Consider the following 20082-nt stretch of genomic DNA (forward strand, 5'->3'; position numbering starts at 1 on the left):
GCTACCTCCTTTCCCTAATTAATAAACCGTTTCCTTAAAGAAGAATCCTGTATCTAACGGACGATGCTCTTGTTGTAATCCTTCAAGCTCCGCGAATAACTCATCTTTAACCTCTTCATACTGATCTCGGTTTTCGACACAAAGGTCAATGGCTTGGCGATATTTTTTCGTTACTTCTACCATGTAGTCTGGTGTTTGCAGGATACCATCAATTTTAAAGCTATCCACACCTGCGTCGATCATTTCTTCTAATTCATCGATAATGCACATATCGTTTGGACTCATGATGTGTGTCCCGTTTTCATCTTCAAAAACAGGGTATTTGTTGTTGCGCTCTTTATCATGAAGCAACAGCGCCGCATCTTGGGTTTTTTCTACCTTTAAGGCTTTGCCTTGGTATTCAAAATAATTCCCAAGCAAGGAGCGCTTGGATTGGAACATACAAGTCATGCCGTGCACTTGCACTTCGATTTCCACTTCTGCGTTTTCTTTTATCTCCACAATCGCATCCATGTTCAGCTCGCGTGCTAATACGGCACGTTTAGCACCTTTTCTGCCCCAGTAATTGCAGGTGTAGTAATTGGTGGCAGTTGTTTCTGTGTTCCAGTGCAGCTTCATGTCAGGCGCAGCTTCTCTTGCAGCCATAAGCACTGCAGGATCTCCGAAGATAACGGCATCTGCCCCTGCTTCTTTTAAGAAAGTCAGATAGGCAGATAGGTCGTCTACTTTTTCATTATGAAAGAGTGCATTCATGGCAACATACACCTTTTTATCGTGCGCATGCGCAAGCTCAATCGCTTTTTTTACTTCAGCTCTTGAAAACTCTCCCGCAAGCCTTAGTCCGTAGCGTTGTTCCCCAACCACAAAAGCATCTGCTCCTGCAAAGATTAAATCTTCGAGGTGCTGAATGTTTTTAGGAGTTACTAGCAATTCTGGTTTATTCATGTTTGTCACCTCGTTTCATACTGATGGCAATACCGTCACCAACTGGCAAAATAGTGGTTTGATAATCTGGATGATTCATTAACCAATGGTTGTAACGGTCGATTTTTTTCACTAAGTTCTTTATTCTTTTCGGTTCAATCGTGTTGATGTCCTCAGCTACTAAGCCGCGAAAAAGGACATTATCTGTAATAATCGTGCCTGAATGGGTTAAGCAAGTTTCATACATGGAGAAAAAACGCTCATATTGACCTTTAGCTGCGTCAACGAAGATCAAGTCAAACGGGGCATGTTTTTTTACCGTATCCAGTACTTCTAGGGCATCGCCAAAAATTAAGTGAATGCGATCCTCTAAGCCTGCTTCCTTTATATGTGCTTTTGCTTGATGAAATCGTTGTTCATCTCGCTCGATGGTCACTATTGTTGTATATGGCAGAGCTTCTGCCATTCGTATAGCAGAGTACCCAATGGCCGCTCCAATTTCTAGAATATGGGTTGGTTTTATTAATCGAAGTAGTTGTAGCAGGGTCTCCATTCCAACTAAATCCATAATCGGAACATTGTCTTCCCTTGCTAGTTTCTCCATTTTTGAGACAAGTGCACTTCTAGGGGTAGCTAGTGCCTCTAAATAGGAGATTAATTTATCATTATTGGCTTCCAAGGTTAGGACGCCTCCTTCTTCTCAAAAAACTGTCTTAAGCTAGAAAAACACAAAGAAAAGAGAGGTAACCTCATGGAGGAGCCTCTGGTAGAATGTTTTTTTCAGTTCAAAACAACTCGATATATTTTATCACAAAAAAAGAGGGAAAGCGAATTAAATTCCGCTTTACCCAATTTACCATTAGCTGTTATCTTGATCGGAGATATGTTCATTTTTATCGATATTATGCTGATCCAATGTTTCATTAAAAATAACGGTTCCATCTGGAGTTGCAAGGAAATAGTAAAAGTCAGTATCAGCAGGCTTTAGTGCTGCTTGTATCGATGAATAACCAGCATTAGCAATAGGACCCGGTGGTAACCCTTGATTCTTGTAGGTATTATATGGGGAGTCGACCTCTAAATCCTCATACAAAGTTCTATCCTTATGCTCCCCTAAAGCATAGAGAACAGTTGGGTCAGTTTGCAATGGCATTCCCACATCCAAACGGTTAAAAAAGACACTAGAGATCATTTCACGATCTGTTTGTGAGGTTGCTTCTGCTTCAATCAAACTAGCCATTGTCAATAATTCATGTGTGCTCAATTCTGACTCTGCAAGAGCAACTCTAATCTTTTCTTCTTCGAGCACTTCCTGTGTTTTTTGTAGCATTGTCTCAATGACTTCTTCAGCTGTCGGATTTTCTACATAGAAAGGATAGGTTGCCGGGAAAAGGTAGCCTTCCAATGGATAGCGAATTTCCTCATCTAGCAAATCCTCCGTAATTATTTTCGGAAATTTCCCCATTAAGCTTTCTAAGTATTTTTTATCGTTGGCAGTTGCAATAAATTCGTCCTCTGATATACCAATTCTTTTTTCGAGGATTTCTGCTATTTGTTCGAGCTGACGACCTTCAGGGATTGTAATTTGAAACACCACTTCTTGCTCCACTCTTCCTTGCTTTAAATGCCCAATTATTTCATCCAGCTTCATGGAAGGACTTAGTGCATATTCTCCGGCTTGGAAGCCAGATTCATTTTTGAATTTCGTATAATATCGAAAGATCTTCCCATGATGTACAATCCCGTTTTCTTCTAAAATTCGACCAATTGCTGTTGGAGAAGAGCCTATCGGAATCTCCACCATTTTTGAATCAGTATTTTTTTCATCTACCGGTTGTAGCGCATTTTTTATATAGAAGTATCCACCGCCAATTACTGCTGTGATGGCAAGCATCAATATGACAAAAACAGTAAATACAATACGGCGAACAATCTTCGCTTCAAAATGTTTCTCTTTTAATTTTTCTTGTATCAAGTCTTTATTATTTTTCTCAGACAAAAAAAGACCCCCTCTCGCGCACCAGTTAATTATACAACAAATTTATGATGTATTTGACAAAAAAACAACGTATTTTACATTTCCGACACAATCCTACATCATATTCTATCATTTTTTTCAAAAAACACATTACTTTTGCCCTATTTATTTTCATACTTTTCAATAAGCTCTTTTCTAAAGGATTGTTACTACAAACTTGGAAAAAGTGGGCTTTAAGACTTTTTCCAGTCATTATTCGAAGAAAAGTTGCCAGATATCTGAAACTTTCTCCACGAAAAAGCATGACAGCAACGTCGATCACGTTTTGCTTAACCATACGCAGTAGCAACAAAGTTTACGAAAACAGCTTTTTAAAAATAATTTTGTTGCTAATTAGTAGTTTTACCTTTATAAATGACATGACCATTTATGCTAAAATAAATAAGTGGAGGGAGCATATGAAACTTACACTTTATTCGGATTACTCATTAAGAGTATTACTATATTTAGCCAGCACGCCAGATTCGCAGAAACTTGTGCAAATCAAAGACATCGCTACAGCCTATGGTATTTCCAAAAACCATTTAATGAAGGTGACCTTTCATCTTGGAAAATTAGGGTACGTCGAAACGATAAGAGGACGAAACGGTGGATTAAGCTTAGCCTTAGAGCCATCGGAAATAAATATCGGAAAGCTAGTTAGAGAAACCGAAGAGGATTTTACGATTGTGGAATGCTTTTCTGAAGACAATCAATGCATTATTTCACCAAGCTGTTCGTTAAAAGGAATACTTAACCAAGCACTTCAGGCATTTTTGAACGTTCTTGATCAATACACCTTGCATGATTTAGTTAAAAATAAAAACCAGCTACGTTCGTTATTAGTATCTATTCAAACAGAAATAACAAAAGAGGACAATACAGAATCGTGAATTCTGCATGTCCTCTTTTTTTAGGTTGTTTATTGTTCTTCTTCCTCTGCTAGGAAGGTATTTAACATTTCTTCAATCATGTCCCACTCTTCGTCTGTTTCAACTGGCTCAAGATCGCCACCTTCATCAGATTCATTTGGCACAAAGCTAGAAGCGTGAATTTCGATATCTTCATTGTCGTCTTCATCTGCCCCTACTGGATAATAAAGTACGTATGATTTACCAAACTCTTCTGATTCGAACGTAAACAAAACCTCACAAAGCTGCTCGTTGCCGTTTTCATCTACTACTGTAATATGCTGTTCTCCGTGTTCCATTCTAATCACCTCAAAATTATTGTTGACTGTCTAAGTATCCTTGTAAAATAACAACTGCAGCCATTTTATCAATCACTTGTTTTCTTTTTTTTCTGCTAACATCTGCTGTCAGCAGAATTCTTTCTGCTGCAACAGTGGAAAGACGTTCATCCCAATAGATGACGGGGAGTCCCGTTTTTTCTGTTAGCTTTGCTCCATATGCTTGGCTAGCTTCGCCACGTGGACCTACAGAGCCATTCATATTCTTTGGCAAGCCAATCACTACTTTTTCCGGCTTGTACTCTGCGATTATCTGTTTTAATCGTTTAAAGCCGAGGTTGTTGACTGCCTCGTCAATTTTTATCGTTTCCAATCCTTGTGCAGTCCATCCCATTTCATCGCTCACTGCGACACCAACGGTTTTGGACCCAACGTCTAAGCCTAAAATGCGCATGTACTACTCCTTGCGGTGCTGTTCTAGGTACGATTTTACTAACTCTTCAATTAGCTCGTCCCTCTCAATTTTACGAATCAGTGTTCTCGCGTCTTTGTGACGGGGAATATAAGCAGGGTCTCCGGAAAGTAAGTAGCCGACAATCTGATTAATTGGATTGTAGCCTTTTTCCTGCAGGGCCTCATATACCGTAATTAAAACGTCATCAACATTCGCTTCCAATGCATCTTCCGTAAAGTTAAACTTCATTGTTTTGTCAAAGGAGCTCATCATTTGCACCTCTCTCTTAGACTTCTTATTTATCTGCATGTAAATTGTTACCTATATTGTACACCAAATGTCGTCAATGTTAAACGGATTTTATCCATTCTTCTACATATTGCAGCGCAGAGTCGACTTGTTCTGGGTTCTTTCCACCAGCTTGTGCCATATCAGGACGGCCCCCACCGCCTCCGCCACAGCGAGTTGCTACCTCTTTTACTACCTTACCAGCATGATAGCCTTTTTCAATAAGATCTTTTGTCACACCAGCGGAAATGTTTACTTTTCCGTCCTGCACACTTGCAAGTACTATGATACCAGACTCAAGCTTTGTTTTTAAATCATCCACCATTGTGCGGAGATTGTTCATGTCGGTTCCAGCTACTTTACTCACAAGCATCGTGACGCCGTTCACGTCTTTTGCTTTCGAGGAAAGGGAGGATGCTTCAATATTCCCAAGCTTTGCAGATAAAGACTGATTTTCCCTTTGAAGCTCTTTTAAATCGATAAGTAAGGCGTCGATACGGGAGCTTACATCTTGCGGTTTCGTCTTTAATTTCCCTGCCGCTTCTTTTAACAATTGCACCTGATCATTCATAAGGCGATACGCACCTTCACCTGTTACCGCTTCGATTCTGCGTGTACCTGCTCCAATTCCTGACTCACTTACAATTTTAAACAACCCAATCGCGGAAGTGTTTGAAACATGGCAGCCTCCACAAAGCTCGATGCTATAATTATCCACTTGAACGACACGGACAATATCGCCATATTTTTCTCCGAACAGCGCCATTGCTCCCATTTCTTTCGCTTCCGTAATACTCTTGTTTTCAATGACCACATTTATACTTGCCCAAATTTTCTCGTTCACAATCGCTTCAATTCTTTCCATTTCTTCCTGTGTTACTTGGCCAAAATGAGAGAAGTCAAAGCGCATCCTTTCAGAAGTAACAAGAGAACCTGCTTGGTTAACATGTGTTCCTAGAACGTCTTTTAACGCTTGATGAAGTAAATGCGTTGCCGTGTGGTTTTTCACAATTTGCGCTCTGTTTTGTGCATGCACTTCTGCTTTTACTGCTTGCTCTCGATGAAGCTCTCCTTCTTCCACGATGACAGTGTGGAGGTTTTGACCATTTGGAGCCTTTTGCACATCCTTCACAAACCCTCGTCCACTTTCGGTAGCTAGGTATCCATGATCAGCCACCTGTCCGCCGCTTTCGGCATAAAATGGAGTTTCTGACAAAATAATTTGTACTTCCTCACCAGCACCAGCCGTATCTACAAGCTCGCCATTTTTCACGATAACAGAAAGCGTTGACTCTACCGTCAATTGATTATAACCTACAAAGCTGCTTTCAGAGCGAATTTCGCCAAGCACACCAGACTGAATCTGCATGGAACTAGAATCCTGACGAGCAGCGCGGGCACGCTCGCGTTGCATTTCCATTTCCTTTTCAAAGCCAGGGTGATCGAGAGTCATGCCATCCTCTTCCACATATTCTTCTGTTAATTCAACTGGGAACCCGTACGTGTCATAAAGACGGAACACATCTGATCCTGAAATAACGGTCCTTCCTTCTTCTTTTGCTTTAGAGATCACAGTTGATAGAATCGCAAGCCCCTCATTTAACGTCTCATGGAAGCGCTCTTCTTCCGTTTTCACCACTCGCTGGATGAACTCTTGCTTTTCTTTTACCTCTGGGTAGAAATCGACCATGATTTCCGCCACAACAGGCACAAGCTCAAACATAAATGGACGGTTGATTCCAAGTTGCTTTGCATACCGAACAGCTCTTCTTAACAGGCGGCGAAGCACATAGCCACGCCCTTCGTTTGATGGAAGCGCTCCGTCTCCCACCGCAAAAGTTACCGTACGAATATGGTCTGCGATTACTTTAAACGCTACATCCTTTTCATGGTCCTTACGGTATTTCTCTCCTGATACACTTTCTGTCGCTTCAATAATTGGGATAAACAAATCCGTATCAAAGTTTGTTGGAACATCCTGAATAACAGAAACCATTCGCTCAAGTCCCATACCTGTATCAATGTTCTTCTTTGGTAGTGGGGTATAGGTATGATCAGGGTTATGATTGAACTCTGAAAATACAAGGTTCCAAATTTCTAAGTAACGCTCATTTTCCCCTCCTGGATAAAGTTCAGGATCATTTGCATCGTTACCATAGCTTTCTCCACGGTCATAGAAAATTTCAGTGTTTGGACCACTCGGGCCTTCCCCAATATCCCAGAAGTTCCCTTCCAAGCGGATAATCCGTTCAGCTGGCACTCCTATAACTTCATTCCAGTATTTGTATGCTTCTTCGTCTTCTGGATGAATGGTAACAGATAGTTTTTCCTCATCAAAGCCAATCCATTGGTCGCTAGTAAGAAACTCCCAAGCCCAGTCAATAGCTTCTTTTTTGAAATATTCCCCGATGGAAAAATTTCCGAGCATTTCAAAAAATGTATGATGACGCGCAGTTTTTCCTACGTTTTCAATATCGTTCGTCCGAATCGATTTTTGCGCATTACAAATGCGTGGATTTGGTGGAATCACACGTCCATCAAAGTATTTTTTTAAGGTTGCCACTCCACTATTGATCCACAGTAGGGATGGATCTTCGTGTGGTACTAGGGATGCACTTGGCTCGACTGCGTGTCCTTTTTCTTTAAAGAAATCTAAAAACATTTGGCGAACTTCAGCAGATGTTAACTTTTTCATTTTGATTACCTCCTTATTTAAACATAAAAAACTCCCGTCCCTATAAAACAGGGACGAGAGTGTTCTCGCGGTACCACCCTGATTATGACTAAAAATAGCCATCTCTCAGACTGCGTTTAACGGGGCAAGCCGGCAACATTTTACGCTGCACTCTGGATTAGCTTTCCGTTACCCTTCATTTTAGAGTTCTTTCAGCCTCGGAACTCCTCTCTACGTGAGCAAATCTTGCTCCCAAAAAATGGTCTGTAACGTACTTTGATCCTTCTTTGAATTACTTGTATGTAGCTTTTATGTTTCGATTATATGCAAGAGAATGTGGAATGTCAATGCTTGATAAAATGTGCACTTACATGGGTTAAGGTAACCTTTAAGATAGCAAATACCGGAACTGCTAAGATTAACCCAACTACACCAGCCACTTCCCCACCAATTAACAGTGCTAAAATGATAAACACCGGATGAATATGCAGGCTTTTTCCTACAATCAACGGAGATAATATGTTTCCCTCCACAAATTGCAGGCCAAAAATAATGACAACGACAATGATCACCATCTTAAATGACATTGTTAACGCAATAATGACGGCTGGAAACGCACCAATAATGGGACCAAAATACGGGATAACATTGGTAATTCCAATAATGACCCCAAGGACAAGGGCATACTTCATACCACTGATCCATAGGCTCGCTGATGCTAAAACACCTATAAGCAAACATACGGTAAGCTGTCCTCTGATATAGCTTCCTAGGGAGAGATCCACATCTTTTAAGAATGCAATTCCACCTTCACGCCATTTACGGGGAGTAAGATACCAGATGGTTTTTTTCACCTGATCATAATCCTTTAACAAATAAAAAACTATGAAAGGAATGACAATAAGGATGAAAAAGGAATTTAAGATTCCCTTTAGCCCTTTAACAATCTTTGTCATTAAATTTGAGAGCATCGCTTCAAATTCATTAAACGTTTGGTCCACTTTCGTATGAACCCCATCAGGCCAGGTTGCAGTGGATTTATGAATCTGTTTAATCCAGGTACTATATGTTTCAGCATATTGAGGGAAATTATCAGAAAGCTCCCGGAACTGTTTAATAATAACGGGGATTCCATGATAGAGGCCAAGGCCAAGGCTACCAAAAAACAACAAATATATGACCAAAATAGCTACAGGTCTTGGAACTCCACGGTTATGTGTTTTCTCCACAACCGGATGCAACAAATAGGTGATAAAAATACTAATAAAAAACGGAATACTAATAACAAAAACAACCCGAAGTATTGGTTGCCATAAGGGACTTAATTTCATAAACACATATAAAATTATCATAACGAGTAGAAGTGTACCTAGCCGTAACAGCCATTTCTTCTGTTTTTCCAAGAGAAACGCCTCCTACTCGTTATTTTCTATTTAGTTCTGCTTAAATATACGAACTTTTATTTCAGTTGTGATAGGGCCTCTCCTACTGTTTGGATCATAAACTGAAGGTCATCATCCGTTATCGTAAGTGGTGGAGAAAGTGTTAGAACATTATTATAACCGGCCACTGTCGCTCCGTTTTTCCCAATAAGTAGCCCCTTCTTTTTGCAGTAGCCAATCACTTCATTGGTTTTGCCTATTTCTATTGGCTCTTTTGTAGCTTTATCCTTTACCAGCTCTATTCCTATTAAGAGTCCTTTTCCTCTGACATCGCCAACATTTGGATGATTGGAAAGTCGTGATTTTAACTCACTTAATAGGATGGCGCCTTTTTCTGCTGAACGTTCCATCAATCTTTCTGACTCTAAAATCTCTAAGTTTTTCAAGGCAAGGGCACACGCGGCAGGACTACCTCCGAACGTGTTTACATGGCGGAGATAATCATATTCTTGGCTACCTTTGAACTGCTCATAAATCTCTTTTTTGACCGCCGTTGCAGACAAAGGCAAATAGGCACTAGTGATTCCTTTGGCCATTGTAATAATATCAGGCTGGACACCATAATTCATGAAACCAAATTTTTTCCCTGTTCTGCCGAAGCCACAAATCACTTCATCTACTATTAATAGCGCTCCATGCTTTTTGCATATATCATGGACATCACGCATGTAGGTCTCTGGCGGAGTCAAGATTCCACCCCCTGTGATGATGGGCTCCATAATCATGGCAGCAATCGTTTCACTTAACTCCCAGGTCATTACCTGATCCACATCTGTCACACAACGCATTTTCATCGTATTCTCAAGATGACCATCCTCCATCCTGTACGTATCAGGTGGTGGAATATGCACAAACCCTGGTGCTAGCGGCTCATACTTATACTTTCGCTGAGCTTGACCTGTAGCAGCTAGAGAACCCATGGTATTGCCATGATAGGAGCGATATCTGGAGACAATTTTATATCGGTCCGATTCTCCTTTTTGAGCATGATATTGTCTGGCAATTTTAAAGGCGGTTTCATTTGCTTCTGAACCGCTATTGGAAAAGAAAATAACATAATCATCCTCAAGCCATTCATTAAGTTTTTCAGCAAGCTTTATAGCAGGCACATGACTTTGGGTGAGTGGAAAATAAGCTAGCTCTTTTAACTGTTCATATGCGGCTTCTGCAAGCTCTGTTCTTCCGTATCCTGCGTTTACACACCATAATCCTGCCATGCCGTCCAAGTATTGCTTGCCATCGATATCTGTTATCCAAGCTCCCTTTGCCTCTTTTATCACCATCGTTGCATCTGGCGTATATGGCTTCATAGAATGCCAAACAAAGCGGTCATCCTGAGCAAGTAAATTTTCCGTTTGATTTATCTTTCCCATTTCACTTCTCCCCTTTTCAAGGAGGGTCCCCCCCTTTGAAGATATGAAAATCTAAAAATCAAATCGTGATGTGATCACTTTTTTGCGGGTGTAGAAATTGACACCATCCTTCCCATTCACATGCAGGTCGCCATAGAAAGAATCCTTCCAGCCGGAAAATGGAAAAAATGCCATTGTCGCAGGAACCCCAACATTAACTCCAATCATTCCTGCGTCTGCTTCTTCCCGGAATTGTCGGACTGCCTTGGCATCTTTTGTATAAATGGTAGCTCCGTTGCCAAACCGGGACTTTTCAATATGTGAGAGGGCTTCATCCAAGTCTTTTGCTCGCAGAAGGCTTAATACAGGTGCAAAGATTTCTTCTTTGGCAATCGTCATCTCTGGCGTAACATGATCAAAAATTGTCGGACCTAGGAAATTGCCTTCCGAATGTTCCTCCATCTCTTTTCTTCCGTCTCGAATTAATGATGCCCCTTCTGAAATTCCTTGGGTGATAAACCCAAGCACTTTTTCTCTGTGAGAGTCTCTAATAACAGCCGTCAACAACACATCTTCATCCATTCCATTTCCGATCGAAAGTTCATTTGCCTTTGCTTTTAATTCCTCGACAAACTTCTCGTTAGTTCCCACCACCACAACAGCACTGCAGGCCATACAACGCTGCCCAGCACTTCCGAACGCAGAGGTAAGAATATGTTGCGCTGCTTTTTCCACATTGGCATCTGGCATCACCACATGATGATTTTTCGCTCCTGATAAAGCTTGCACACGCTTGCCATTTTTTGCTGCTGTTTCATAAACATACTTGGCTACTGGTTGTGAGCCGACAAAAGAAATAGCTTTCACAGCGCCATGATCTAATAACCCATTTACTACATCATGTGCCCCGTGCACGATATTTAGTACCCCATCAGGACCTCCTGCTTCTTTAAATAGTTCAACAAGTCGATTGGCAAGCATTGGGGTACGCTCTGAAGGTTTGAGTATAAAGGTATTTCCACAAGCAATGGCAAGTGGGAACATCCATAGGGGTACCATCATCGGAAAATTAAATGGTGTAATGCCTCCCACAACCCCGAGTGGGTAGCGATACATACTTGAATCGATTTCTTCGGCGATATTGGACAGGGATTCTCCCATCATCAAAGTGGGAGCTCCTGCTGCAAATTCCACACATTCTAACCCTCGCTGCACTTCACCATGTGCTTCTTTGTATGCCTTTCCATTTTCCAACACAATTAATTTTGCAAGTTCATCGTGATGTTTCGATAAGAGATGATGGTAGGCATATAGAATTCTCGCACGCTTTGGTACAGGGGTGTTTTTCCACGTTTTAAACGCTGCTTGAGCTGCTTCTACAGCATCCTCCACATCACTTTTTGTAGAGATTGGAACTTTAGCAAGGCACTCATTTGTGGCCGGATTAATGACCTCATGCTGTTCATTTCCTTTAGAGTCCACCCATACGCCATTAATAAAATTTTGTAGGACAACCGTTTTGTTTGAAGTTAAAGTCACAACTCTTCCTCCTCCTTTTTGGAAATTATGAAAAGGGTCTTACGACTATTATCTGACAAATCAAAAAGTCTTTCATTAGACAAAGTGTAAAACGAATTGTATGTATTAGCTAACATTTTGCTACCAAAAGAAAAAGTGCTGACCTCTAAAAAGATCGCACTTTACTTTCTCCCTCTGGATACCCAGAAGTTGTATGAAGATATTCATAGACCATTACCATAAACTCGATGACTAGCCGTTTTTCTGGGTTCATGAAGTCTTCTCCTAAAAGACTTTCAAGCTTCTGAATGCGGTGATAGAGTGTTTGTCTAACAATAAAAAGCTTGCTTGCGGTTTCTTTTTTTGAACCATTACAGGAAAGATAGACTTTTAGCGTTTCTAGCAATTTCCCATTATGTTTTTTGTCATAAAGAATGACTGGCTCTAAATACTCCATTACAAATTCCCGGAGATCATGCTGCCTTTGCATGAAGGAAATAAGACGATAAATATGGAGTTCTTCAAAACAGGAAAAAACTTCTCCTTTTAATAGTTGCTCTTGAATTTGCAATGCCTCCCAGGCAGATTGAAAACTCTTGGAAAGCTGATCAAGAGGCTGCACATATTTTCCTGCAGCTAGTCGAAGCGTGGGATTCCCTTTTTTATCCTTCTGCTTATCAAGCAGCGCTTTAACTCCTTCCTTCATACTTTCTTTCCAGCTCTTTTCTTCCCTGCTATGTAACATGATGATGGTTAGGGTATTTTTCATCTCAGTGAAAAACAAAGTAAAGCCGAGCTTTTCAAAGGTCGATCGAAATAAAAGGGTCAAGTAGGTTTTATCCAATGAGGGAGCTTGTGGGTCTCCTTTTCTGCAAAGCAGCACCATCCCGCTCTTTTGAAAAAAGCTATCATTTCTACCAAGAAAATTTCGAATCGCCTCCTTTGTCTGCCCGCCTTCCAACCAGCTTCTTAGCCATTCACTTTCTTCTAATCTTCTTTTTTCTTCTACGTATAATCCTCGTAATATATGTTGCGCAAGCGCCGTTACTGTCCTGTCTATCAACAGATGGTCATAATCTGTTAAAACTCTTGTTTCTGATAAGAAATGAATCATTCCATGTTGCTTTTCCATTACATAAACCGGCTGTCTCCAATAATACTCGGTAGTAGCTGGAGAATGCGTGTGGCAGAGGTATTTTTTTCGATCATGAATCGGAACATCTGGGATAAAGATTTTCTCCTTGTTGCTATATTCAAAAATCACCTGAACTTCAAGATGTTCTTGTAGGTAGGTGAGGATTTCATTTTCATGAGTAAGTGTAAGTAGCTTTTTATTAAGCTTTTGCGAGTAGTTTTCTAGCTGGGTGATTTTTTGATACTGATGATTAATTAGTACAGAATGAATTTCCTGTGTAATGTCAACAAAGGACACTTCTTGATGGAAAAGGATAAGAGGAAATTGTGCATTATTTGCTAAGTGAATTATTTCCGGTGGAATCTCGGGGATATAGCTGCCTTTTTCTATGCATAATCCTGCTGCCTTGCAGTTAATTAATTGTTGAACAAAGCTTTGAAACTTTTCGATATCCTGACCAAAAGAAACGCCTGTGGATAGAATCAATTCGTGCCCATTTAATAGTTTTTCTATTTGGGCTATTTCCACTACATGAACCCATTTAACCTGCTGATGCAGTCCCTTACTTCCAGCAATGACTTTGGCTGTTTCGAACTGTTTGTTTTGGAGAATTTCCTGCAGTGACAGTATCGCTTTCATTTCTTCACCTCATCACGTTATCAGTGTGGATTGTCCATCTTCTTATTATAAAGGAAAAAACATCATAATTTTATTAAATATTCTGACAAATAAACACAAAAGGTGACAAGCACCCTCGACTTGTCACCCTTAACCTTAATTATTTATTGGGAACGTTAGCTGAATTTCTTGGAGCATTTCTTGAAATTCTCCTTCGTCATTGAAATCACTGGAATCCCAGTTTTCTAAAATCCAATGTACCAATTCTTCTGGCGAGTTAAAGTATTCTCCACTAGAATCCGCTTTTCGGATCGTAAATCTGTTGTTATCCTCATCAATCGTTACTTCACAGGGATAGGCACTTTCTTTACATTTGAGTTGATATTCCATCTATCGATACTCCTTTCACGAAGCAGTTTACATGATTTTATTCTTGTTATGGTTAGTCTATGAGGAATTTATAAAAATTCTCCACGTTGTTGCCTGATTAGAATGGATGCGAAATACTTTCTAGCATCTGCATGCTTAATGTGAAGGGTTTGTTGCTCCACATTTTCTTTTTCATCTCCGTTTTTCTCAAGTAAAAGAAAAGAGCCTTCTAAATTTTCTTCTACAGATTTTATGTGATAGCCTTTCACGATAAAAAAATCAATTTTTTCTTTTTCTGCTACATATTGTTGGTAATCACTCAAAATCTATTCCTCCTACTTTTTTTAACTAGAGAGCTCTTCTGGTGTTTCATAATATTCAGCCTCTTCCTTGATTACCCAATCTCTGCCAACGGTTATTCCCAAGTATTTTTCATCATCTGGGTCTGTAATTTCCGCCTGTTCATATTTCCGGAAGTACCAGTACTTTGCTAAAACATAGTAAAGACCTGCACCTACGACAAAGCCGACAATAAAAGAATAATTGGCAAGATAGTATGCTGCTGCACCACCTGCAATCCATGCGATAAAACCAGCAAGATTGAACCCTTTAGTATAGCTGAATTGGCCGTGTTCCTCATAAAGATCATGCACATTGACTCGTCGCTTTCTTAATAAATAGTAGTCTGCGAATAAAATTCCAACGATAGCAGATAAAATTCCTCCAACGATAAGTAGGACTGGAATAAGAATTCCGAACAAATTCCAAGGCTGCACTATTGATCCAACGATCCCCGCAATGACAACTCCAGCCCAAAACGGAACTCTTGGACCCCCAACATTAGAAAAAATAGTTGCTGCTGGAATTAGGTTTGCAGAAGCATTGGTAGACCATTGAGCGAAAATGATCATTAACAATAAAACACCGAGCACAATCCCTGTTGCTGCTTCCTGCAGGGCCAATACAGGATCATAGTTTGCTACAGCAATATAAGATACTCCACCGATTGCTACCATGAAGGTTTGGGTGATTGGCAATGCGACGACACTGCCGACGATGCTTGATTTATTCCGTTTTAACCAGCTTCTTTCATATTTTGGTGCTTTAATGAATCTAGAAATGGAAGGGATATCTGCAGCAAGTGTCGCCCAAAAGCCCATATTACTGAAAATGACGACAAGAAATGCCGTAACGGCAGCACCACCTGTTACCGGGCTTTCTATCCAAGACCAAACCTCTCTTCCTTGCTCTAGGGCTTTATCTGATAATGTGGTATACATCCATGCGGAAATTATGATGATAATTGGTGCAGCAAGGTCTGCAAAACGCTCCACCGCTTTGATGCCTAACGCCGTATTTAACAGCTGTATTGCAGCAAAGATTAAAAAGCAGACAAACCAATTATCAAAACCTGTCAAAGTAAAAAGAATGGCATTCATAGCAGTGGCACCAAAGTATGTGTTTATCCCAAACCAAAAGGAAGCAGCTAACCCTCTTATGATGGATGGGATATGGGTACCGACCGTTCCAAATGGTGCACGCATGTATACTGGGAAGGACAAACCATGCTCAATTCCAATATCACCTGTAATCGTCATGAATAGTCCAATAGCGACACTTCCAATAATCGTAGCGAGGATAACCCAGCCAAGAGATAAACTTTGAACACCCGCTCCCCCAATGGCAAATGCAGCAAGTACTACGGCCATCCCAACCCACATGACAGCAAAACCAAGCGTTCCAATTTTTCTTCCAGCATGTGAAATTGGTAAAAGATCTGGTGATTTCAAATAGCTTGCTTTTTTCATCTTTTCAACACCCCATCATCGTCTTTTTTTGTAAAACAAATGCTTGACCTAAAAGCAATAGCGAAGGCCAAGCATATGGAGGTTGTTGTTATTGGAATGCTACGAATTCTTCGTTAAATAGGCAATGTCTCGTTCTGTTTTTGTTTTTCTGTTGCTCCATATTTTTTTCGTTTCAAATACTTCCCATATCCTGCTTTACCTACAAACTGTTTATCACGTACCACGAATTCTCCCCGTACCATGACAGAAACTGGCTCGCCGGTTATCTTCATCCCTTCAAAGGCATTATAATCTACTGCCATATGATGAGTGGAAGAGGATAGAACTCTTTCTTTATTAGGGTCAAATATGACAATGTCAGCATCCGCTCCCACTGCAATGGTCCCTTTTTTCGGAAACATACCGAACAGCTTTGCCACCCGTGTGGAGACAATGTCCACAAACTGGTTAATGCTGATTCTGCCTTTTTTTACTCCTTCTGAAAATAAAATGCTAACTCTATCTTCAATCGTTGGGCCACCGTTAGGAATTTTGGTGAAATCACCTTTTCCTAGACTTTTTTGCCCATCAAAATCAAAGGAGCATTGATCCGATCCAAGTGTCTGCAACTGCCCACTCTTTAAGGCATTCCACAATACATCCTGATGCCATTTCTCTCGCAGTGGAGGGGACCAAACATATTTTGCGCCTTCAAAGTTAGGTTTTTCGAGATAGCTTTGGTCAAGTGCTAGATATTGTGGGCACGTTTCGCCCCACACTTCTATTCCCTTATTCCTTGCCTCTGCTATTTTTTCGACAGCCTCAGCACAAGAAACATGGACCACATACAGTTGAGAATTTGCTAGCTTTGTAAGCTGAGCAGCTCGACCGGTTGCTTCCCCTTCCACTTCAGGTGGCCTTGTCAGCGCATGATAAATTGGATCTGTATTTCCTTTCTCCAAGGCTTCTTTTGTTAAATAATCAATCACATCTCCGTTTTCAGCGTGCACCATTACAAGAGCGCCAAGATCTTTTGCGGTTTTAAGCGTATGAAAAAGGGTTGCGTCATCAGCTTGAAAGACATTTTTATAGGCCATAAAAACTTTAAAAGAGGTAATTCCTTCTTCCTCTATAACCTGAGGAAGCTGAGAGAGCACCTTGTCATTCATTTCACCAATCATCAAATGGAAGCTATAATCAATGACAGCTTTATCCTTGGATTTTTTATGCCACGTTTGGATTGCATCCTCGAGCGGCTTGCCTTTTTCTGTTAAACAGAAATCAATAATAGAGGTGGTGCCACCGAAGGCCGCGGCCATTGTTCCACTTTCAAAATCATCCTTTGTCACTGTACCCCCAAAAGGCATATCCAAATGGGTGTGCGGATCAATGGCACCAGGAAATACATAGCACCCTTTTGCATCAATGACCTCTGCCCCTGGAGCAGTTAGATTCACACCAATAGAACAAATTTGTTCCCCATCAATGAGTATATCTGCTTCATACTGATCACTTGCCGTGACAATGATTCCATTTTTAATTAACTTTTTTCCTGACATGATTTTTTCGTCCTCCTTATTTCATGGTATCTGCTTCACATTTTTGTAAAAGTCCTAAAGCAGTTTGACGATCATTCCACGTCATAGGAGGTTGTTCATGAGGGAGTTCAATCATGGAAATCGCATCATCCACCGGACAAACAATCGAGCAAAGGTTGCATCCAACACAATCCTCTTCCCTTACTCGTAAATATGATTTACCTTGGGCATCCTTTAACATATCAATACACTGATGAGAGGTGTCCTCACAGGCGATATGACATTTATTACAGTTAATACAGGTATCCTGATTTATCCTCGCGACAATTTTATAATTGAGGTCGAGGTTCCCCCAATCGGAATATTTAGGAACGCTTTTGCCAACTAGGTCCATGACACTTTTTATGCCTTTTTCATCGAGATAATGATTTAACCCATCTAGCATATCCTCTACAATCCGGAAGCCATGGTGCATGGCTGCCGTACATACTTGCACACCTGTAGCACCCATCAGCATAAACTCGACGGCATTTTGCCAATTAGAGACACCACCCATTCCAGATATCGGAACATTGATTCTTGGATTTCTCGCGCACTCACCAACCATGTTTAGCGCAATTGGCTTCACTGCAGGACCGCAATATCCACCATGTGCACCCTTTCCTCCAACATGGGGAATGGTATTCCAGCTGTCCAAATCCACCCCTGCTAGGCTGTTGATTGTATTAATCATACTCACAGCATCCGCCCCGCCTCTAACAGCCGCTTCTGCAGTCATGGTAATATCTGTAATATTTGGTGTGAGCTTGACAATAACAGGTGTTTTCGCCATTTCTTTAGCCCAATAGGTTTGTTTTTCTACAAGCTCTGGCACCTGTCCAGAAGCAGAACCCATTCCTCTTTCTGCCATGCCGTGAGGACAGCCAAAATTCAGCTCGAGACCATCCACTCCGACCGCTTCCACTTTTTTCACAATTTCATGCCATTTTTCCTGCTTTGGTTCCACCATTAAGGAAGCTATTAGCGTTCGATCAGGAAATTTCTTTTTTGTTTCTTCGATTTCTCGAAGGTTCACTTCAAGTGGTCGGTCTGTAATTAATTCAATATTGTTAAAACCAGCCACTCGTTGGCCATTAAAGCTCACCGCAGCAAACCTTGAAGTTACGTTAATGATGGGATCACCAAGCGTTTTCCAAACCGCTCCCCCCCAGCCTGCTTCGAAGGCGCGTTGTACCTGATAGCCCGAGTTAGTCGGTGGGGCTGACGCAAGCCAAAAGGGATTTGGTGATTTTATTCCTGCAAAATTTATTGATAAATCTGCCAAGTTGTTCCCCCCTCACATAGGATTTAAGCTGTTTCTATTGTTGATTTCACTAACTTATTATAAAGAGCATAAGCTGTTTCTTTGCCTTGTTGCGCGGCTGTAACAACCATTGCTTCTCCAATGCCTTTTCCAAAAATCACATCCCCACAGGCATAAACTTTTGCATTCGAGGTTTGATGGGTAAGTGGGTCTACCATTACCACACCACCGTTATGGGAAAGATCAAAGCTTTCAATCAGACTTGTGTACCTTGTCTGCCCAATGGCCTTAATTACGACATCTACCTGTAATAAAAATTCTGAACCTTCCACCTCGACAGGTTTTCTTCTCCCATCTTTACCTGGACTGGTTAGCTTCATTTTCACACATTCGATTGCCGTGACCTCTCCATGCTCATTACCAATGATTCGTTTTGGTGCGGTGAGCCAACGGAATTCAACACCATCCTGTTTGGCAAATTCGTATTCAAAATCATAGGCTGTCATCTCTTCTTGGGTTCGCCGGTAAAGGATTTTTACATTCTCTGCTCCAAGTCTGACCGAACAGGTAGCCCCATCAATCGCTGTATTACCTGCTCCGATTACGACCACATTCTTTCCTTTCCATTGATCCGTAATCGATTTTGTTTTCGTTTCTTTCACAAACTCGATAGCATCATACACCCCATGTAATTTCTCCCCATCAATCCCAAGCATCGGAACATTCGCCATTCCTATTGCTAAAATAACGGCATCATATTGGGACAGAAGTTCATCTGGAGATATATCTACTCCAACTCGAGTATTCGTACGAATTTCTACATCTAAACCTTTTACCTGTTCCACTTCCCAATATGAAATTCGTTTTGGTAATCGGAAGGATACGATTCCGTACGTATTCAGTCCTCCCACTTCCTCCTCAGCTTCAAAAATGGTTACCCCAAAGCCTAAACGAGCAAGTTCTCTAGCAGCAGAAAGCCCTGCTGGACCACCTCCTACTACGGCAACTCTTTTGCCATTGAAGGCTCCTTTTTCAAATAGCACTTGTTCGTTACGTATCGCCCAGTCTGTCGCATAGCGCTGTAGGTCACCAATGACAATAGGTTTAGTATGATGGTTTAACACACAAGCACCTTCACACAGCTCTTCTGTTGGACACACTCTTGCACAGCTTGCTCCTACAGGATTGGCACTCATAATGGTGGTGGCAGAGCCCTTTAAATTACCTGATGCAATTTTTTTTATAAAGGATGGAATATCTATACTTGTTGGACAGGCCGTAATGCAAGGGGCATCATAGCAATAAAGACAGCGATTTGCTTCCTCTACAGCCTCCCTATCTGTTAAACCTGGCTTTACTTCTAAGAAGTTCAAAGCCAAATCCTCCAGTTCTATTCGTTTCGTTGCTCCCTTCACGTATCCACACTCCTTTTCTTTTGGCATTGTTCAAACTACGCTGGTAATTTCCGCAACAA

General features: G+C 41.0%; 18 protein-coding genes and 1 other annotated feature. Of the genes, 1 reads left to right on the top strand and 17 read right to left on the bottom strand.

The features are described 5' to 3' along the window. Positions 1-18: 18 nt before the first annotated feature. The 3 genes from FIU87_RS14560 to mltG all read right to left on the bottom strand — a co-directional run bounded on the left by FIU87_RS14560 (position 19) and on the right by mltG (position 2923). The gene (locus FIU87_RS14560; RefSeq protein WP_152445264.1) at positions 19-945 is read right to left on the bottom strand and encodes a peptidase U32 family protein; all 927 of its coding nucleotides are present in this window, start codon (positions 943-945) and stop codon (positions 19-21) included. Next, the gene (locus FIU87_RS14565) at positions 938-1603 is read right to left on the bottom strand and encodes an O-methyltransferase (protein WP_253905430.1); all 666 of its coding nucleotides are present in this window, start codon (positions 1601-1603) and stop codon (positions 938-940) included. The genes FIU87_RS14560 and FIU87_RS14565 overlap by 8 nt, the downstream gene beginning before the upstream one ends. A gap of 180 nt (positions 1604-1783) precedes the next feature. Beyond that, positions 1784-2923 carry an endolytic transglycosylase MltG gene (mltG, locus tag FIU87_RS14570; RefSeq protein ID WP_152445265.1) on the bottom strand — a complete coding sequence of 380 codons (1140 nt, stop codon included), beginning with the start codon at positions 2921-2923 and terminating at the stop codon, positions 1784-1786. A 437-nt stretch (positions 2924-3360) separates the two neighbouring features. Between mltG and FIU87_RS14575 the strand changes: the two genes are divergently transcribed. Next, complete coding sequence (locus tag FIU87_RS14575; protein WP_152445266.1) at positions 3361-3834, top strand: Rrf2 family transcriptional regulator; 474 nt, start codon at positions 3361-3363, stop codon at positions 3832-3834. A 29-nt stretch (positions 3835-3863) separates the two neighbouring features. On the opposite strand, the gene FIU87_RS14580 is transcribed toward FIU87_RS14575, so the two are convergent. The 14 genes from FIU87_RS14580 to FIU87_RS14645 form a co-directional block, all read right to left on the bottom strand. Beyond that, a complete protein-coding gene (locus tag FIU87_RS14580) occupies positions 3864-4151 on the bottom strand; it encodes a DUF1292 domain-containing protein (protein ID WP_152445267.1) in 288 nt (95 codons plus the stop codon). Between the two features lie 16 nt (positions 4152-4167). Further along, positions 4168-4584, bottom strand: a complete 417-nt coding sequence (gene ruvX, locus FIU87_RS14585) for a Holliday junction resolvase RuvX (protein WP_152445268.1) — start codon at positions 4582-4584, stop codon at positions 4168-4170. Between the two features lie 3 nt (positions 4585-4587). Next, positions 4588-4854 carry an IreB family regulatory phosphoprotein gene (locus FIU87_RS14590; RefSeq protein WP_152446586.1) on the bottom strand — a complete coding sequence of 89 codons (267 nt, stop codon included), beginning with the start codon at positions 4852-4854 and terminating at the stop codon, positions 4588-4590. A gap of 79 nt (positions 4855-4933) precedes the next feature. Next, positions 4934-7567 (bottom strand): alanine--tRNA ligase, encoded by a 2634-nt coding sequence (gene alaS, locus FIU87_RS14595; protein WP_152445269.1) that lies wholly within the window; start codon positions 7565-7567, stop codon positions 4934-4936. 46 nt (positions 7568-7613) lie between these two features. Further along, positions 7614-7843: a binding site (T-box leader), on the bottom strand. 47 nt (positions 7844-7890) lie between these two features. Next, on the bottom strand, positions 7891-8949 hold the full coding sequence (locus FIU87_RS14600) for an AI-2E family transporter (RefSeq protein WP_253905431.1): 1059 nt from the start codon (positions 8947-8949) through the stop codon (positions 7891-7893). Between the two features lie 56 nt (positions 8950-9005). Next, the gene (locus FIU87_RS14605; RefSeq protein ID WP_152445270.1) at positions 9006-10361 is read right to left on the bottom strand and encodes an aspartate aminotransferase family protein; all 1356 of its coding nucleotides are present in this window, start codon (positions 10359-10361) and stop codon (positions 9006-9008) included. Positions 10362-10412: 51 nt separating this feature from the next. After that, a complete protein-coding gene (locus tag FIU87_RS14610; RefSeq protein ID WP_152445271.1) occupies positions 10413-11879 on the bottom strand; it encodes a CoA-acylating methylmalonate-semialdehyde dehydrogenase in 1467 nt (488 codons plus the stop codon). 145 nt (positions 11880-12024) lie between these two features. Further along, positions 12025-13632, bottom strand: coding sequence for a PucR family transcriptional regulator (locus FIU87_RS14615; RefSeq protein ID WP_152445272.1), 1608 nt, complete (start codon positions 13630-13632; stop codon positions 12025-12027). A gap of 135 nt (positions 13633-13767) precedes the next feature. Beyond that, positions 13768-14001 (bottom strand): hypothetical protein, encoded by a 234-nt coding sequence (locus FIU87_RS14620; protein WP_152445273.1) that lies wholly within the window; start codon positions 13999-14001, stop codon positions 13768-13770. A 68-nt stretch (positions 14002-14069) separates the two neighbouring features. After that, positions 14070-14303 (bottom strand): hypothetical protein, encoded by a 234-nt coding sequence (locus tag FIU87_RS14625; protein WP_152445274.1) that lies wholly within the window; start codon positions 14301-14303, stop codon positions 14070-14072. Between the two features lie 21 nt (positions 14304-14324). Next, the gene (locus tag FIU87_RS14630) at positions 14325-15788 is read right to left on the bottom strand and encodes an NCS1 family transporter (protein WP_152445275.1); all 1464 of its coding nucleotides are present in this window, start codon (positions 15786-15788) and stop codon (positions 14325-14327) included. Between the two features lie 113 nt (positions 15789-15901). Further along, entirely contained in the window at positions 15902-17326 is a 1425-nt protein-coding gene (gene hydA / locus FIU87_RS14635; RefSeq protein ID WP_152445276.1) for a dihydropyrimidinase, read from the bottom strand. A gap of 16 nt (positions 17327-17342) precedes the next feature. Next, positions 17343-18629, bottom strand: coding sequence for an NAD-dependent dihydropyrimidine dehydrogenase subunit PreA (gene preA / locus FIU87_RS14640; RefSeq protein ID WP_152445277.1), 1287 nt, complete (start codon positions 18627-18629; stop codon positions 17343-17345). Between the two features lie 23 nt (positions 18630-18652). Next, positions 18653-20023 carry an NAD(P)-dependent oxidoreductase gene (locus FIU87_RS14645; RefSeq protein ID WP_253905432.1) on the bottom strand — a complete coding sequence of 457 codons (1371 nt, stop codon included), beginning with the start codon at positions 20021-20023 and terminating at the stop codon, positions 18653-18655. Positions 20024-20082 lie beyond the last annotated feature (59 nt).

It is taken from the genome of Bacillus sp. THAF10, assembly GCF_009363695.1.
In the GTDB taxonomy this organism is placed as follows: Bacteria; Bacillota; Bacilli; order Bacillales; family Bacillaceae_I; genus Sutcliffiella_A.

Coding starts and splice junctions, on each gene's coding strand:
- FIU87_RS14560 (WP_152445264.1), bottom strand. CDS start 945: ATGAATAAACCAGAATTGCTAGTAACTCCTAAAAACATTCAGCACCTC.
- FIU87_RS14575 (WP_152445266.1), top strand. CDS start 3,361: ATGAAACTTACACTTTATTCGGATTACTCATTAAGAGTATTACTATAT.
- FIU87_RS14580 (WP_152445267.1), bottom strand. CDS start 4,151: ATGGAACACGGAGAACAGCATATTACAGTAGTAGATGAAAACGGCAAC.
- ruvX (WP_152445268.1), bottom strand. CDS start 4,584: ATGCGCATTTTAGGCTTAGACGTTGGGTCCAAAACCGTTGGTGTCGCA.
- FIU87_RS14590 (WP_152446586.1), bottom strand. CDS start 4,854: ATGAGCTCCTTTGACAAAACAATGAAGTTTAACTTTACGGAAGATGCA.
- alaS (WP_152445269.1), bottom strand. CDS start 7,567: ATGAAAAAGTTAACATCTGCTGAAGTTCGCCAAATGTTTTTAGATTTC.
- FIU87_RS14605 (WP_152445270.1), bottom strand. CDS start 10,361: ATGGGAAAGATAAATCAAACGGAAAATTTACTTGCTCAGGATGACCGC.
- FIU87_RS14615 (WP_152445272.1), bottom strand. CDS start 13,632: ATGAAAGCGATACTGTCACTGCAGGAAATTCTCCAAAACAAACAGTTC.
- FIU87_RS14620 (WP_152445273.1), bottom strand. CDS start 14,001: ATGGAATATCAACTCAAATGTAAAGAAAGTGCCTATCCCTGTGAAGTA.
- FIU87_RS14630 (WP_152445275.1), bottom strand. CDS start 15,788: ATGAAAAAAGCAAGCTATTTGAAATCACCAGATCTTTTACCAATTTCA.
- hydA (WP_152445276.1), bottom strand. CDS start 17,326: ATGTCAGGAAAAAAGTTAATTAAAAATGGAATCATTGTCACGGCAAGT.